13 protein-coding genes are annotated in these 14,458 nt (G+C 71.8%); 7 read left to right on the forward strand and 6 right to left on the reverse strand.

Annotation, left to right across the window (positions count from 1 at the left end; genetic code table 11):
• Positions 1 to 3: 3 nt before the first annotated feature.
• Entirely contained in the window at positions 4 to 1,620 is a 1,617-nt protein-coding gene (locus tag RBJ77_RS14280; RefSeq protein ID WP_372345352.1) for an AMP-binding protein, read from the reverse strand.
• A 148-nt stretch (positions 1,621 to 1,768) separates the two neighbouring features.
• Here RBJ77_RS14280 and RBJ77_RS14285 point away from each other — a divergent pair, with 148 nt between their 5' ends.
• From RBJ77_RS14285 to RBJ77_RS14295, 3 genes are read left to right on the forward strand one after another with little or no spacing between them, the layout of a single operon-like run.
• Positions 1,769 to 2,896: an acyl-CoA dehydrogenase family protein gene (locus RBJ77_RS14285; protein WP_372345353.1), complete on the forward strand. Its 1,128-nt coding sequence runs from the start codon at positions 1,769 to 1,771 to the stop codon at positions 2,894 to 2,896.
• Positions 2,886 to 3,290, forward strand: coding sequence for a RidA family protein (locus tag RBJ77_RS14290; RefSeq protein WP_372345354.1), 405 nt, complete (start codon positions 2,886 to 2,888; stop codon positions 3,288 to 3,290). Before RBJ77_RS14285 ends, RBJ77_RS14290 begins: the two co-directional genes overlap by 11 nt.
• 31 nt (positions 3,291 to 3,321) lie before the next feature.
• Entirely contained in the window at positions 3,322 to 4,170 is an 849-nt protein-coding gene (locus RBJ77_RS14295; RefSeq protein WP_372345355.1) for an alpha/beta fold hydrolase, read from the forward strand.
• Positions 4,171 to 4,185: 15 nt separating this feature from the next.
• Here RBJ77_RS14295 and RBJ77_RS14300 read toward each other — a convergent pair whose 3' ends face one another.
• Entirely contained in the window at positions 4,186 to 5,181 is a 996-nt protein-coding gene (locus RBJ77_RS14300) for a GlxA family transcriptional regulator (protein WP_372345462.1), read from the reverse strand.
• Between the two features lie 203 nt (positions 5,182 to 5,384).
• Between RBJ77_RS14300 and RBJ77_RS14305 the strand changes: the two genes are divergently transcribed.
• Both RBJ77_RS14305 and RBJ77_RS14310 read left to right on the forward strand, forming a co-directional pair.
• Positions 5,385 to 5,969 carry a cysteine hydrolase family protein gene (locus RBJ77_RS14305; protein ID WP_255973724.1) on the forward strand — a complete coding sequence of 195 codons (585 nt, stop codon included), beginning with the start codon at positions 5,385 to 5,387 and terminating at the stop codon, positions 5,967 to 5,969.
• Positions 5,969 to 6,700 carry a cysteine hydrolase family protein gene (locus RBJ77_RS14310; RefSeq protein WP_372345356.1) on the forward strand — a complete coding sequence of 244 codons (732 nt, stop codon included), beginning with the start codon at positions 5,969 to 5,971 and terminating at the stop codon, positions 6,698 to 6,700. Before RBJ77_RS14305 ends, RBJ77_RS14310 begins: the two co-directional genes overlap by 1 nt.
• A gap of 95 nt (positions 6,701 to 6,795) precedes the next feature.
• On the opposite strand, the gene RBJ77_RS14315 is transcribed toward RBJ77_RS14310, so the two are convergent.
• The 3 genes from RBJ77_RS14315 to RBJ77_RS14325 form a co-directional block, all read right to left on the reverse strand.
• Positions 6,796 to 8,325 (reverse strand): helix-turn-helix domain-containing protein, encoded by a 1,530-nt coding sequence (locus tag RBJ77_RS14315; RefSeq protein ID WP_372345357.1) that lies wholly within the window; start codon positions 8,323 to 8,325, stop codon positions 6,796 to 6,798.
• A 73-nt stretch (positions 8,326 to 8,398) separates the two neighbouring features.
• A complete protein-coding gene (locus RBJ77_RS14320) occupies positions 8,399 to 8,596 on the reverse strand; it encodes a DUF4236 domain-containing protein (RefSeq protein WP_255973719.1) in 198 nt (65 codons plus the stop codon).
• A gap of 49 nt (positions 8,597 to 8,645) precedes the next feature.
• Positions 8,646 to 9,419, reverse strand: a complete 774-nt coding sequence (locus tag RBJ77_RS14325) for an MBL fold metallo-hydrolase (RefSeq protein WP_372345358.1) — start codon at positions 9,417 to 9,419, stop codon at positions 8,646 to 8,648.
• Positions 9,420 to 9,694: 275 nt separating this feature from the next.
• Here RBJ77_RS14325 and acnA point away from each other — a divergent pair, with 275 nt between their 5' ends.
• A complete protein-coding gene (gene acnA, locus RBJ77_RS14330) occupies positions 9,695 to 12,409 on the forward strand; it encodes an aconitate hydratase AcnA (RefSeq protein ID WP_372345359.1) in 2,715 nt (904 codons plus the stop codon).
• 141 nt (positions 12,410 to 12,550) lie between these two features.
• Here acnA and RBJ77_RS14335 read toward each other — a convergent pair whose 3' ends face one another.
• Positions 12,551 to 12,859 (reverse strand): ArsR/SmtB family transcription factor, encoded by a 309-nt coding sequence (locus RBJ77_RS14335; RefSeq protein WP_372345360.1) that lies wholly within the window; start codon positions 12,857 to 12,859, stop codon positions 12,551 to 12,553.
• 150 nt (positions 12,860 to 13,009) lie between these two features.
• Between RBJ77_RS14335 and RBJ77_RS14340 the strand changes: the two genes are divergently transcribed.
• Positions 13,010 to 14,452, forward strand: a complete 1,443-nt coding sequence (locus tag RBJ77_RS14340) for an MFS transporter (RefSeq protein ID WP_372345361.1) — start codon at positions 13,010 to 13,012, stop codon at positions 14,450 to 14,452.
• Positions 14,453 to 14,458: the final 6 nt, after the last annotated feature.

The following is a 14,458-nucleotide window of genomic DNA, read 5'->3' on the forward strand; positions in this document are numbered from 1 at the left end:
TGATCACTTTACGGTTCCGGGCTCGCGCAGCCGGAACCGCTGGAGCTTTCCCGTGGCCGTGCGCGGCAGCGCGTCCAGGAACACGATCTCGCGCGGGCATTTGTACGGCACGAGCTCCGCCTTCACGAACTCCCGCAACGCGTCCGGCTGTTGGCGCGCGCCCGCCCGCAGCACCACGTACGCGACCGCGATCTGGCCGCGCGAGGCGTCCGGCCGGCCCACGACGGCCGCCTCGGTCACGTCCGGGTGGCGCAGCAGCGCGTCCTCGACCTCGGGGCCCGCGATGTTGTACCCGGCGGAGATGATCATGTCGTCGGCGCGGGCGACGTACCGGAAGTAGCCGTCGGGCTCGCGGACGTAGGTGTCGCCCGTGATGTTCCAGCCGTGCCGGACGTACACCGTCTGCCGCTCGTCGGCCAGGTACCGGCAGCCCACCGGGCCGCGCACCGCGAGCAACCCGGGCTTCCCGTCCGGGAGTTCGGTCCCCGCGTCGTCGACGATCCGGGCCTCCCAGCCGGGCACGGGCACCCCTGTCGTCCCCGGCCGGATCGCGTCGTCGGCCGCCGAGACGAAGATGTGCAGCAGCTCGGTCGCGCCGATCCCGTTGATGATCCGCAGCCCCGTCGCGTCGTGCCAGGCCTGCCAGGTGGCGGCGGGCAGGTTCTCGCCCGCGGAGACGCAGCGGCGCAGCGCGGACAGGTCGTACGCGTCCCGGTCCGGGTCCGCGAGCATCGCGCGGTACGCCGTCGGCGCGGTGAACAGGACCGACACCCGGTGCCCGGCGAGCGCGGGCAGCAGCTGCCGCGGGCCCGCCTGTTCGAGCAGCAGCGCGCTGGCCCCGGCCCGCAGCGGGAAGACCACCAGACCGCCGAGGCCGAACGTGAAGCCCAGCGGCGGACTCCCCGCGAACACGTCGTCCGGCACCGGCCGCAGCACGTGCCGCGAGAACGTGTCGGCGATCGCGAGCACGTCCCGGTGGAAGTGCATGCACCCCTTGGGCCGCCCGGTCGTCCCCGAGGTGAACGCGATCAGGGCGACGTCGTCGGCGGCGGTCGGCACGGCCTCGTACGACGACGGCTTCGCGGCGGCCCGGTGCAGCAGGTCGTCCGGGCCGTCGCCGCCGAACGTGGTGATCCGCAGCCCCGGCACCTCCGCCTTCGCCAGGTCGTCGACCGACCGCACGTCGCACAGGGCGTGCCCGACCCGGCCGATCTCGCACATCGTCGCCAGTTCGGCCGCCCGCTGTTGCGCGAGCACCGTCACGGCGACCGCGCCCACCTTCATCACGGCCAGCCAGCAGGCCGCGAGATGGCGGGTGGTGGGGCCGCGCAGCAGCACCCGGTTGCCGGGCACCACGCCGAGGTCGTCGGTCAGGACGTGCGCGATCCGGTCCACTCTCGCCCGCAACTCCCCGTACGACCAGGGAGGTTCGCCGGGGGAGTGGAAGGCGGGCCGGTCCGCGCCGAACCGCTCGATCGTCGTGTCGAGCAGCTCGGCGCCGCAGTTGAGCACCTCGGGCCCCGACGGGTCGAGGAGCAGGCCGGGCCACAGCTCCGCGGGCGGCAGATGGTCGCGCGCGAACGTGTCGACATGGGCGGACGGGCTGAGCGGGTGGGTCATGACCGGATGCCCCCTTGCCTTCGCATGGTCGCGAGGTCGTCGCGCATCGAGCGTATCGTGATGGTGACGACAGTCAACGGGGCGCGATACGGTTCCTGGGGGCGGGCCGCCCGGCCCTCGCCCGACGATCCGAGAGGAGCATCGGCGCATGGGCACATTCTCCCTCGAACCCGAACAAGTCGCCTGGTGTGCGGAGCTGCGCGAGCAGGCGCGGACCCGGCTCGCCCCCCTCGCCGAGAAGGGCGAGCCGGGCCACGTCAACCGCCCCCTCGTCGCCGAGCTCGGTCAACTCGGGCTGCTGGAGCGCCTGTTCACGTCCGGCGCGCTGGACCTCTGCCTGATGCGCGAGTCCCTCGCCCGGGTCTGCACCGAGGCCGAGACCGCGCTCGCCCTCCAGGGGCTCGGCGCACACCCCGTGCACGCGTACGGCACCGCGGAGCAGCGGGCGCGCTGGCTGCCCGAGGTGGGTGCGGGCCGGGCCGTGGCCGCGTTCGCGCTGAGCGAGCCGGGCGCCGGCTCCGACGCCGCCGCACTCGCCCTCGCGGCCCGCCCCGACGGGGCCGGCTGGCGGCTGACCGGCGAGAAGTGCTGGATCTCGAACGCGCCGGAGGCCGACTTCTACACCGTCTTCGCCCGCACGGGACCCGACGCGGGGGCCCGCGGCGTGACCGCCTTCCTGGTGCCCGCGGACCGCCCCGGCCTCACCGGCTCCGCCCTCGACATGCTCTCGCCGCACCCCATCGGCGCCCTCGCCTTCGACGACGTGCCGGTGACCGCGGCCGACGTGCTGGGCGAGGCGGGCGGCGGCTTCCGGGTCGCCATGAACACCCTGAACCTGTTCCGGCCGAGTGTCGGCGCCTTCGCCGTCGGCATGGCGCAGGCCGCACTCGACGCGACCCTCGCGCACACCGCCCGGCGCGACGCGTTCGGCGGCAAGCTGAAGGACCTCCAGGCGGTGAACCACGCGGTGGCCAACATGGCGCTGCGCGTGGAGTCCGCCCGCCTCATGGTCCACGCGGCGGCGTCCGCGTACGACGCGGGGGCCGACGGGGTGCCCCGGCGCGCGGCCATGGCCAAGCTCCTCGCCACGGAGACCGCCCAGCAGGTCGTCGACGCCGCCGTGCAGTTGCACGGCGCACGGGCCCTGCGCCGCGGCCACCTCCTGGAGCACCTGTACCGCGAGGTCCGGGCGCCGCGGATCTACGAGGGCGCCAGCGAGGTCCAACGCACCATCATCGCCCGCGAGTTGTACAAGGAGGCCCCCGGTGAGCAGTGACCTGGACCGGATCAACCCGCCCGAACTCTCCCCGCCCACCGGCTTCTCGCACGCCGTGGTCGCCACCGGCAGCCGGCTGGTGATGCTGGCCGGCCAGACGTCCCTGGACGGCGACGGCAAGATCACCGGCAACACCCTGCCCGAGCAGTTCACCCGGGCCCTCACGAACCTGCTCACCGCCCTGCGGCACGCGGGCGGCACCCCCGCGGACCTGGCCCGCGTCACCGTCTACGCCACCGACATCGCCGACTACCGCGCCCACGCCCGCGAACTCGGCCGCATCTGGAAGGAGTTGGCCGGCCGCGACTACCCGGCGATGGCGGTGATCGGAGTGACCCGGCTCTGGGACGAGCAGGCCCTCGTGGAACTGGACGGCACGGCGGTCCTGCGGTAACGGCGGACGGGGGGCGGCATAGGCTCGCCCCATGACGACGACGCAGCAGACCGAACTCTCCGTAGGTCCGATCGCGTACGACGACACCGGGGGCGACGGCACCCCCGTCGTCCTCCTCCACGGGCTCGCCCAGGACGGCACGGTGTGGCGGCACGTCGTGGACGAACTGGGCACGTCCGTCCGGTGCATCGTCCCCACCCTGCCGTACGGCAGCCACCGCACACCCCTGCGGCCCGGGGCCCAACTCTCCCCGCACACCATGGCATTGCTCATCGGCGAGTTCGCCGACGCGCTGGAGCTCGGTGACGACACGGTCTTCGTGGAGAACGACGCGGGCCGCATCCAGCAGCTCGCCGCGCTGCGGCCCGACCGGGTCGGCCGGATGGTCGTCGCGGGCTGCGAGGCCTTCGACAACTATCCGCCGGGTCCCGGCGGCAAGCTCCTCGACGTGGCCTCCCGGGTCCCCGGTGGCCTCGCGTTCCTCGCGCACGTGCTGTCCGTACGGCCGCTGCGCCGGGTGCCCGGCACCGGATACGCGGTGATGTCGCACCGTCCCGTCCCGCACGACCTGATCGACCGCTGGGTCGAGCCGCTGCGCACCGACCCGACGGCCCGCGCCCTCCTCCACCACTACCTCAGGTCGACCGTGCGCACGGAGATGATGGAGGCGGCGGACGCGCTGCGCACGTACGACCGGCCCGCACTGGTCGTCTGGGGCAAGCAGGACCGGATGATGCCCCCGGCCCACGGCCGCCGGCTCGCCGAACTGCTGCCGCAGGGACGGCTGGTGGAGCTCGACGAGTGCGGCACGCTCATCCCGCTCGACCGGCCGAAGGCGCTGGCCTCGGCGATCGGCGACTTCACCCGCGACAGCGCCTGACCCCGCCCCGCGGAGTCAGTGGGCCGTGGTCCTGAACCGGCGCCGGTACTCCGTCGGCGTCGTGCTCAGGCGGCGGCGGAACGCCCGTACCAGTGTGTCCGTCGTGCCGAACCCGCAGAGCGACGCGATCCGTTCGAGGGTCGCGTCGGAGGACTCCAGCTCGTGCCGGGCCTTCTCGACCCGCACGGACTCGATGTACGCGTACGGGGTCGTGCCCAGCTCCGTCTTGAAGAGCCGGGTCAGGTGCCGGTCGCTGACGTGCGCGTACGCGGCGAGGTCGGCGACGGTCAGCGGTTCGTCGAGGTGCCGCAGGACGTGATGGCGCAGGTCCTCGATCCGCCGCGTCGTGGAGACCTGCTCCAGCGGGACGCTGAACTGGCTCTGGCCGCTGGGGCGTTTGAGGTACATCACGAGCTGCCGGGCGACGCGCAGGGCGACCGCCTCGCCGAGGTCGTCCGCGATCAGCGCGAGCGACAGGTCCAGACAGGCGCTGATCCCCGCGCCGGTCCACACGTCGCCCTCGCGGATGAAGATCGGGTCGGCGTCCACCCGTACGGCCGGGTGGTCGGCGGCGAGCTGCTGCGCGGTGGACCAGTGCGTGGTGGCGCGCTTGCCGTCGAGCAGGCCCGCGGCGGCCAGCAGATGGGCGCCCACGCACACGGAGGTGATCCGGTGCGAGCGGCCGGCGAGCACCTTCACCCACGCCACGAGCGCGGGGTCGACCAGCGGATGCACCCGGCGCTCCGCGTCGATCTCCACGGCGCCCGGCACCAGGAGCGTGTCGATGCTCCGGGCCGCGGCCTCCTCGAACGTCACGTCCGGCAGGATGCGGACCCCCGCGCCGGTGGTGACCGGGTCCATGGTCCGCGCGGCGAGCACCACCTGATAGCCCGCCGCCTCCTCGGTCTCGCGCAGGGCCAGCGAGAACACCTCCGGCGGCCCGGTCACGTCCAGCAGGTCGACGCCGTCGAAGAGCACGATCACGATGAGGCGCCCGGCGGCGTCCTTCACGACCTCCTTCGCGACGTTCTCCGCGGTGTCCTTCGCGCTCTGCACGGGCCCTCCGGTCGGTCGGTCCGCCGGTCGGCGGCATGTCGGTATCTGCATGTTAGACGTCATTGCCGACATCCGGGTGCGGTCCTAGCGTGGTGGACGTGGCCCGGCGGACGGCGCGGGCCGCGCCTCTCCCACCTCACCCGAAGGCAGGTACACCCATGTCCAGGACCACGCTGCGCGAGCTCAACGGCTTCGACCCGACGCCCGCGAAGCTGGCCGGTTCGACGCTGATCCTGATCGACTTCCAGAACACCTACACGCGCGGCGTCATGGAGCTCGACGGCTGGGCGGAGTCCCTCGACGCCGCGGCGCTGCTGCTTGAGCGGGCCCGCGCGCAGGGCACGAAGGTCGTGCACGTCGTCAACGACGGCGGCGAGGGCACCCCGTACGACATCCGCGCGGAGATCGGCGCCATCCACCCGAAGGTCGCGCCCCTCGACGGCGAGCCGGTCGTCGTGAAGCAGGTCCCGAACGCGTTCGTCGGCACCGATCTGGCGACGCACCTCACGGAGGGCCAGGACGTCGTCGTCGCGGGCTGGATGACCCACATGTGCGTGGCGTTCACGGCGCAGGGCGCGTTCCTGAACGGCAACCGCCCGACCGTCGTCGCCGACGCCTGCGCGACCCGCTCGCTCCCGGTCGCCGGCGACGACGTCCCCGCCGACCAGGTGCACCGCAGCGCCCTGGCCACCGTCGCCGACCTGTACGGGGTCGTCGTCGCGTCGCAGAAGGAGATCGTCTGATGGGGAAGCTGATCCGCTCGGCCGTCGCGCTCGGCACGGCCGCCCTGCTCGCCGCCACGGTCGCGGGCTGCGGCGGCGACTCCCAGGCCGCCACGCGCACCGGGAGCCACGCGAAGGACGGGGCGAAGGACGGGGCGAAGAACCACGCGAAGGACACGACGACGCTGCGTCAGCTCATGAAGCTGGACGAGACCCCGGCGAAGCTGTCGGACGCGACGCTGGTCCTCGTCGACTACCAGAACGTCTACACCGGCGGCCCGATGGAACTCACCGGCTGGCGCGACGCGGTGAAGGAGACGAAGACGCTCCTCGACCGGGCCCGCAAGGCGCACACGCCGGTCGTGCACATCGTGGAGAAGGGTTACGACCTCAGGTCGAAGGCCGGACAGATCATTGCGGACCTCAAGCCCGCCAAGGGCGAGGCCGTCGTCGAGAAGGCCGTCCCGAACGGGTTCCACGAGACGGACCTCGACGCGGAACTCAAGAAGACCGGCCGCAAGAACGTCATCATCGCCGGCTTCATGACCCACATGTGCACCCTGTTCACCACCGAGGGCGCGGTCTACGCGGGCTATCGGCCGACCGTGGTCGGCGACGCCTCCGCGACCCGGCCGCTGCCGGTGAACGGCAATCCGCGCGGCATCCCGGCCCGCCAGGTCCACGAGGCCGCGCTCGCCACGATCCAGGACCGGTTCGGTGTCGTCGTCCCGAAGCAGCGGGACATCAGATGACCGCAGGCGCCGCCGGAACCCGGCGGCGCCTGTCGCATCGGCCGTCAGCCGTCAGCCATCGGCCATCGGCCATCAGTCACCGGCCCACGGCCCGGTCAGATGTCCCGGAACGTCTCGATCTGCGCGCCCACGGAGTTGAGCCGCTCCGCCAGGTCCTCGTAACCGCGGTTGATGACGTACACGTTGCGCAGCACCGAGGTGCCCTCGGCCGCCATCATCGCGAGGAGCACGACCACGGCGGGGCGCAGCGCGGGCGGGCACATCATCTCGGCGGCCCGCCAGCGGGTCGGGCCCTCGACCAGCACCCGGTGCGGGTCGAGGAGCTGGAGGCGGCCGCCGAGGCGGTTGAGGTCGGTCAGGTAGATCGCCCGGTTGTCGTAGACCCAGTCGTGGATGAGGGTCTTGCCCTGGGCCGCCGCCGCGATCGCCGCGAAGAACGGGACGTTGTCGATGTTCAGGCCCGGGAACGGCATCGGGTGGATCTTGTCGATCGGCGCCTCCAGTTTGGAGGGGCGCACGGTGAGGTCGATGAGCCGGGTGCGGCCGTTGTCGGCGAAGTACTCCGCCGAACGGTCGTGGTCGAGCCCCATCTCCTCCAGCACGGCCAGCTCGATCTCCAGGAACTCGATCGGCACGCGCTTGACGGTGAGTTCGGACTCCGTGACGACGGCCGCGGCCAGCAGGCTCATCGCCTCGACCGGGTCCTCGGACGGCGAGTAGTCCACGTCGACGTCGATGTGCGGCACGCCGTGCACGGTCAGCGTCGTGGTGCCGATGCCCTCGACCTTGACGCCGAGCGCCTCCAGGAAGAAGCACAGGTCCTGGACCATGTAGTTCGACGACGCGTTGCGGATGATCGTCGTGCCGGCGTGCCGGGCGGCCGCGAGCAGCGCGTTCTCCGTCACGGTGTCGCCGCGCTCGGTCAGCACGATCGGGCGGTCCGGCGCGATGTCCGGCTGCACCTCGGCGTGGTAGAGCCCCTCGGTCGCCGTGATGTCGAGACCGAAGCGGCGCAGCGCGATCATGTGCGGCTCGATCGTGCGCGTGCCGAGGTCGCAGCCGCCCGCGTAGGGCAACTTGAAGCGGTCCATGCGGTGCAGCAGCGGGCCGAGGAACATGATGATCGAGCGGGTGCGGCGGGCCGCGTCCGCGTCGATGGCGCCCATGTCCAGCTTGGCGGGCGGGACGATCTCCAGGTCCACCCCGTCGTTCACCCAGCGGGTGCGCACGCCGATGGAGTTCAGTACCTCCAGAAGGCGGTAGACCTCCTCGATGCGGGCCACCCGGCGGAGCACCGTCCGGCCCTTGTTGAGCAGCGACGCGCACAGCAGCGCCACACACGCGTTCTTGCTCGTCTTGACGTCGATCGAGCCGGACAGCCGGCGTCCGCCGACCACCCGCAGATGCATCGGACCCGCGTACCCGAGCGACACGATCTCACTGTCCAGGGCTTCGCCAATTCGGGCGATCATCTCAAGGCTGATGTTTTGGTTGCCGCGCTCGATGCGGTTGACGGCGCTCTGGCTGGTGCCGAGCGCCTCGGCAAGCTGCGTCTGCGTCCAGCCCCGGTGCTGGCGGGCGTCGCGGATGAGCTTGCCGATGCGTACGAGGTAGTCGTCTGCCATAGCGGCAGGCTATCTCAGATATGAGATGACGCATTCCGTGGGGTCCGTACGGGTGACGGACCCTGACGGGGTTTCAGTGACGCCGGGTGCTGCGGGTGCGCCGCCAGCCGAAGGGGCCCGGCAGATCCATCGACGTCGTGCGGCGTCCGGTGCTGCTGTGCGTACGACGCGGGCCGTGCCGGCCGCCCGTCGTGACGGACCAGGACCGCCGGTTGATGTTGAGGCGCACTCCCGGCAGGATCCGGAAGCTCTTGCGGAACGTGAGCGGCATGAGGGCTCCCTTGCGTTCGGTGCCGTACGCGTACCCCGGCCCGCCCCGATCAGTCGTGCGCCGCGCCCTCGTCCACCGGGAACACGGCGCCCGGCGCCGCGTACGCCACCGGCCCCGCGAACCGTGCGCCCGCCCGCGTCACGGCGTCCCCAGGCGCCACCGCACGCCCCACGTGGGTCACGACCAGGCGCCGCACGTCCGCCGCGGTGGCGGTGTCCCCGGCGTCCTCCGGCGAGTGGTGCACGCCGTCCCCGGAGTCCCCGTCCGCCTCGCACAGCAACGTGCCGCACCCCGCCGCGAGTTCGGTGAGTCCGGCGCAGGGCGCGGTGTCGCCGGAGTACACGAGCGAGCGACCTTCGTGCTCGACGCGCAGCGCGAACGCGGGCATGCCGTGGGCCACCTCGCGCGAGGTCAGGTCCAGCGCCCCGACCCGCGCCCGGTGTCCGTCGTCGAGCTCCCGCACGGCGAACGCCTCCTCGACCGGGCTGCGCCGCTCCCCGTTGGTGAGGAAGCCGGCCAGCCGGTCGGCGGTGCCGGGCGGCCCGTACAGGGGGAGGGGCGCGTCGAGTCTGACGTCCGCGTAGAGCAGTCCGTAGTACGCGGTGAGCAGGTCGGCGGTGTGGTCGGCGTGCAGGTGCGACACCCAGATCGCGTCGATCTCGTCGAGTCGTACGTGCTTCTGCAGCGCTCCGAGGGTCCCGCTCCCGGCATCCACCCACACCCGGGTTCCGCCGCCGCTGACGAGGTACCCGGAACAGGGGTTCCCGGCCTCCGGGTACGGGGTGGCGCTGCCGAGCACGGTGAGACGAAGGTCACTGGCCATTGCGGGACGCTATCGGACCGCCTGTCGCCTCGCCGTCCCGGGGGCACCGTACGACCATGGGGGGAGCGGGAACGCCAGGGAGGGGCTCGACGGCAGCGCCGAGCCATGTACTAGAGTTATCTCGACATCGAGATATCTGCCGAGGCGCACCGCGGCCTCACGGCACCGCCGATCTGTCGGTAAGGGTTACCTAACTTAGCCTTACCTCAGCAGTTCGGCAACGTGGCGTGGCGGCAGGATGTGGTGGAACGCGCACATATATGAAGGAGACTGTCGTGTCGGCGAACAGCTTCGACGCCCGTAGCACGCTGAGCGTGGGCGACGAGTCCTACGAGATCTTCAAGCTGGACAAGGTCGAGGGCTCCGCGCGCCTTCCCTACAGCCTGAAGGTTCTCCTTGAGAACCTGCTCCGCACCGAGGACGGCGCGAACATCACCGCCGACCACATCCGTGCGCTCGGCAACTGGGACTCGCAGGCGCAGCCCTCGCAGGAGATCCAGTTCACGCCGGCCCGCGTGATCATGCAGGACTTCACCGGCGTGCCCTGCGTCGTCGACCTCGCCACCATGCGTGAGGCCGTGAAGGCCCTCGGCGGCGACCCGGCGAAGATCAACCCGCTGTCCCCGGCCGAGATGGTCATCGACCACTCCGTCATCGCCGACAAGTTCGGCACCTCGGACGCGTTCAAGCAGAACGTCGACCTGGAGTACGGCCGCAACAAGGAGCGCTACCAGTTCCTGCGCTGGGGCCAGACCGCGTTCGACGACTTCAAGGTCGTCCCGCCGGGCACCGGCATCGTGCACCAGGTCAACATCGAGAAGCTGGCCCGTACGGTCATGGTCCGTAACGGCCAGGCCTACCCCGACACCCTGGTCGGCACCGACTCGCACACCACGATGGTCAACGGCCTGGGCGTCCTGGGCTGGGGCGTCGGCGGCATCGAGGCCGAGGCCGCGATGCTCGGCCAGCCGGTCTCCATGCTGATCCCGCGCGTCGTCGGCTTCAAGCTGACCGGCGAGCTGCCGGCCGGCACCACCGCCACCGACCTGGTCCTCACGATCACCGAGATGCTGCGCAAGCACGGCGTCGTCGGCAAGTTCGTCGAGTTCTACGGCGAGGGCGTCGCCGCCACCTCGCTGGCCAACCGCGCCACCATCGGCAACATGTCGCCGGAGTTCGGCTCCACCGCCGCGATCTTCCCGATCGACGACGAGACCCTGAACTACCTGCGTCTGACCGGCCGTGACGCCCAGCAGGTCGCGCTCGTCGAGGCGTACGCCAAGGAGCAGGGCCTCTGGCTCGACCCGGCCGCCGAGCCCGACTTCTCCGAGAAGCTGGAGCTCGACCTCTCCACGGTCGTCCCGTCGATCGCCGGTCCGAAGCGCCCGCAGGACCGCATCGTCCTCGCGAACGCCGCCCAGCAGTTCGCCCAGGACGTGCGCAACTACGTCTCGGACGACTCCGAGGCGGGCAAGGAGTCCTTCCCGGCCTCCGACGCCCCGGCCGTCTCCAACGGCACCCCGTCGAACCCGGTCACCGTGACCGCCCCCGACGGCTCGACGTACGAGATCGACCACGGCGCCGTCACCGTCGCCGCGATCACCTCCTGCACCAACACCTCGAACCCGTACGTGATGGTGGCCGCGGCCCTCGTCGCGAAGAAGGCCGTCGAGAAGGGCCTGACCCGCAAGCCGTGGGTCAAGACCACCCTCGCCCCGGGCTCGAAGGTCGTCACCGACTACTTCGACAAGTCGGGTCTGACCCCGTACCTGGACAAGGTCGGCTTCAACCTCGTCGGCTACGGCTGCACCACCTGCATCGGCAACTCGGGCCCGCTGCCCGAGGAGGTCTCGAAGGCCGTCAACGACCACGACCTGGCCGTGACGTCGGTCCTCTCCGGCAACCGGAACTTCGAGGGCCGCATCAACCCCGACGTCAAGATGAACTACCTCGCCTCCCCGCCGCTGGTCGTCGCGTACGCCATCGCCGGTTCGATGAAGGTGGACATCACCAAGGACGCCCTCGGCGTCGACCAGGACGGCAAGCCCGTCTACCTGGCCGACATCTGGCCGACGGAGGCCGAGGTCAACGACGTCGTCGCCAACTCCATCGGCGAGGACATGTTCTCGAAGTCCTACGAGGACGTGTTCGCCGGCGACGCCCAGTGGCAGGCCCTCTCCGTCCCCACCGGCAACACCTTCGAGTGGGACAGCGAGTCGACCTACGTCCGCAAGCCCCCGTACTTCGAGGGCATGACGATGGAGACGACCCCGGTCGTCGACTTCGAGGGCGCCCGCGTGCTCGCCAAGCTCGGCGACTCGGTCACCACCGACCACATCTCGCCCGCCGGTGCGATCAAGGCCGACACCCCGGCCGGCAAGTACCTGAGCGAGCACGGCGTCGAGCGTCGTGACTTCAACTCCTACGGCTCGCGCCGTGGCAACCACGAGGTCATGATCCGCGGCACCTTCGCCAACATCCGCCTGCGCAACCAGATCGCGCCGGGCACCGAGGGCGGCTACACGCGTGACTTCACGCAGGCCGACGCCCCGGTCTCGTTCATCTACGACGCCTCGCAGAACTACCAGGCGCAGGGCACCCCGCTGGTCATCCTGGGCGGCAAGGAGTACGGCTCCGGCTCGTCCCGCGACTGGGCCGCCAAGGGCACCGCGCTCCTCGGCGTCAAGGCCGTCATCACCGAGTCGTACGAGCGCATCCACCGCTCGAACCTCATCGGCATGGGCGTCCTGCCGCTGCAGTTCCCGGCGGGCCAGTCGGCCGACTCGCTCGGCCTGACCGGTGAGGAGACCTTCGCGATCTCCGGCGTCACCGAGCTGAACGAGGGCCGCACCCCGGCCACGGTGAAGGTCACCACCGACACCGGCGTCGAGTTCGACGCGGTCGTCCGCATCGACACCCCCGGTGAGGCGGACTACTACCGCAACGGCGGCATCATGCAGTACGTGCTGCGCAACCTGATCCGCAAGTAAGCGGCAGGGCAGGGCAGTTCGAGGGCCGCATCCCCGGTGACGGGGGTGCGGCCCTCGTGCGTCACGGGCGGCGGTACGGGCGACATCGGCCACTCCTGACCAGGTGCTTCCCCGCTCACGGGAAGGGCGTCGTGGCCGCGGTCAGCCCTTGCTCACCAGATCGAGGAGCCCGGGAAAACGCGCGTCCAGCTCGGCGCGGCGCAGCACCGCCGTGCGGCTGTTGCCGTGGTCGACCATGCGCAGCAGGCCCGCCTCGCGCATCACCTTGAAGTGGTGCGAGGTCGTCGACTTCGACACCGGCAACTGGAAGGAGGCGCAGGTGCGTTCGGTGCCGTCGGGCTCGCGCAGGAACCGGGCGACCACCCGGTAGCGGTGGGGGTCGGAGAGGGCGTGCAGGACCGTGCGCAGGTCCATCTCCTCGGGTGTGGGGTGGCCTTCCTCGTCCGGCACGGGGTTCCGCCTCTCGTCGCAGCCGCTCCATGGATTCCCCATAGGTTCTACTTGCATCGTACCTCGCGATCGTGTGACAGTCGGAGCCCAAGGTTCGATCAATTCCGAACCTGAATGTGCCTGCCCAACCGCATCGGGGGTCCCTCACGCATGTCCACCACAACGTCCGTCCCTGTCCCGCCCGTTGAAGGCGCCAGGCGCCCGGGGCTCGCCCTCGCCGCCGTCCTCCTCGCCGTCTTCGTCGTCCCCATGTCGATCTCCGGCACGGCCGTCGCGCTGCCCGGCATCGGCGCCGATCTGCACGCGTCGGGCGCCGCGCTCCAGTGGGTCGTGAACGCCTTCAACGTCGCCTTCGCCTGCTGCACCCTCGTCTGGGGCTCCGTCGCCGACGTCGTGGGGCGGGTGCGGGTCTTCGCGACGGGCGCCGCCCTGTTCGCGGCGGCGGCGACCGTGAGCGCCCTCGCGGGCAACGCGTACCTCCTCGACGCCGCCCGCGCGCTCGCCGGGATCGGCGGCGCCGCGATCTTCTCGGCCGGCGCCGCGATCCTCTCCACGGCGTACGAAGGGCACGCGCGGGCCCGGGCGTTCGCGCTCTTCGGCACCGTCGCCGGCGTCGGCGTCTCGCTCGGCCCGACCTTCGCGGGCCAGCTGGTGGCGTCGGTCGGCTGGCGCTGGGTGTTCGCCCTGCACGCCGCCGCCCTGGTCCTCGCGCTGCTCGCGCTGCCGGCGGCCGCCCGCGCGCTGCCCGCCACCGCACGGGGCGCGGCGCGCCTCGACGTACCGGGCAGCCTCGTCCTCGTCGTGGCGACGGTGCTGCTGACCACGGGCATCGTGCAGGGCTCCCAGTGGGGCTGGGGGAGCGGCGGGGTGCTCGCGCTGTTCGCGGGGGCCGTGGCCGCGTTCGCCGGGTTCGTCCGCGTCGAGCGGCGCAGCCCGCACCCGGTCCTCGACCTCGGCCTGCTGCGGCGGCGCCGCTTCGTCGGGCTCGCCCTCGTCCCGGTCGCGGCCTCGGTCGGCTTCGTCACGCTCCTCACGTACCTGCCGAGCTACCTCACCGCCGTCACCGGCCGCGACAGCTCCGCGGCCGGCCGGCTCATGCTGCTGCTCACCCTGCCGGTGCTGGCCGCGCCGGTGCTCGCCGCGCGCCTCGTCCGGCGTGGCGTGCCCGCCCGGGTGCTGATCCTCGCGAGCCTCGGCTGCCTGGTCGCCGGCGACCTCGGCCTCCTCCTCTTCTCGCCGCACGCGGCCGTGGCCGTCGTCGCCGTGCCGATGCTCGTCACCGGCGCCGGGATGGGCCTCTCGGCCGGTCTCGTCGACGGCCAGGCCCTCGCCCTCGTGCCGCCCGGACAGGCGGGCATGGCGGCCGGGTTCGTGAACACGCTCCGGCTGGGCAGCGAGGCCGTCGCGGTCGCCGTGTACGGCTCGGCGACGGCGAGCCTGGTCGGCGCGGGGCACGCCTACGACGCGGCGTTCCACGGCCTGCTCCAGGGCCTCGCAGGGGTGTGCCTGGTGCTCGGCGCGACGGTGGCGTGGCTGCTGCGCCCGTACGCGCGAGGGGCGGGCGTGAACTCTCCACGCCCGCCCCTCACCTAGCCCTCA

It is taken from the genome of Streptomyces sp. KL116D (genome assembly GCF_030766975.1).
Lineage (GTDB): Bacteria > Actinomycetota > Actinomycetes > Streptomycetales > Streptomycetaceae > Streptomyces > Streptomyces longispororuber_A.

Coding starts and splice junctions, on each gene's coding strand:
- RBJ77_RS14340 (WP_372345361.1), top strand. CDS start 13,010: ATGTCCACCACAACGTCCGTCCCTGTCCCGCCCGTTGAAGGCGCCAGG.
- RBJ77_RS14310 (WP_372345356.1), top strand. CDS start 5,969: ATGGGGAAGCTGATCCGCTCGGCCGTCGCGCTCGGCACGGCCGCCCTG.
- RBJ77_RS14285 (WP_372345353.1), top strand. CDS start 1,769: ATGGGCACATTCTCCCTCGAACCCGAACAAGTCGCCTGGTGTGCGGAG.
- RBJ77_RS14325 (WP_372345358.1), bottom strand. CDS start 9,419: ATGGCCAGTGACCTTCGTCTCACCGTGCTCGGCAGCGCCACCCCGTAC.
- RBJ77_RS14315 (WP_372345357.1), bottom strand. CDS start 8,325: ATGGCAGACGACTACCTCGTACGCATCGGCAAGCTCATCCGCGACGCC.
- RBJ77_RS14295 (WP_372345355.1), top strand. CDS start 3,322: ATGACGACGACGCAGCAGACCGAACTCTCCGTAGGTCCGATCGCGTAC.
- RBJ77_RS14305 (WP_255973724.1), top strand. CDS start 5,385: ATGTCCAGGACCACGCTGCGCGAGCTCAACGGCTTCGACCCGACGCCC.
- RBJ77_RS14320 (WP_255973719.1), bottom strand. CDS start 8,596: ATGCCGCTCACGTTCCGCAAGAGCTTCCGGATCCTGCCGGGAGTGCGC.
- RBJ77_RS14280 (WP_372345352.1), bottom strand. CDS start 1,620: ATGACCCACCCGCTCAGCCCGTCCGCCCATGTCGACACGTTCGCGCGC.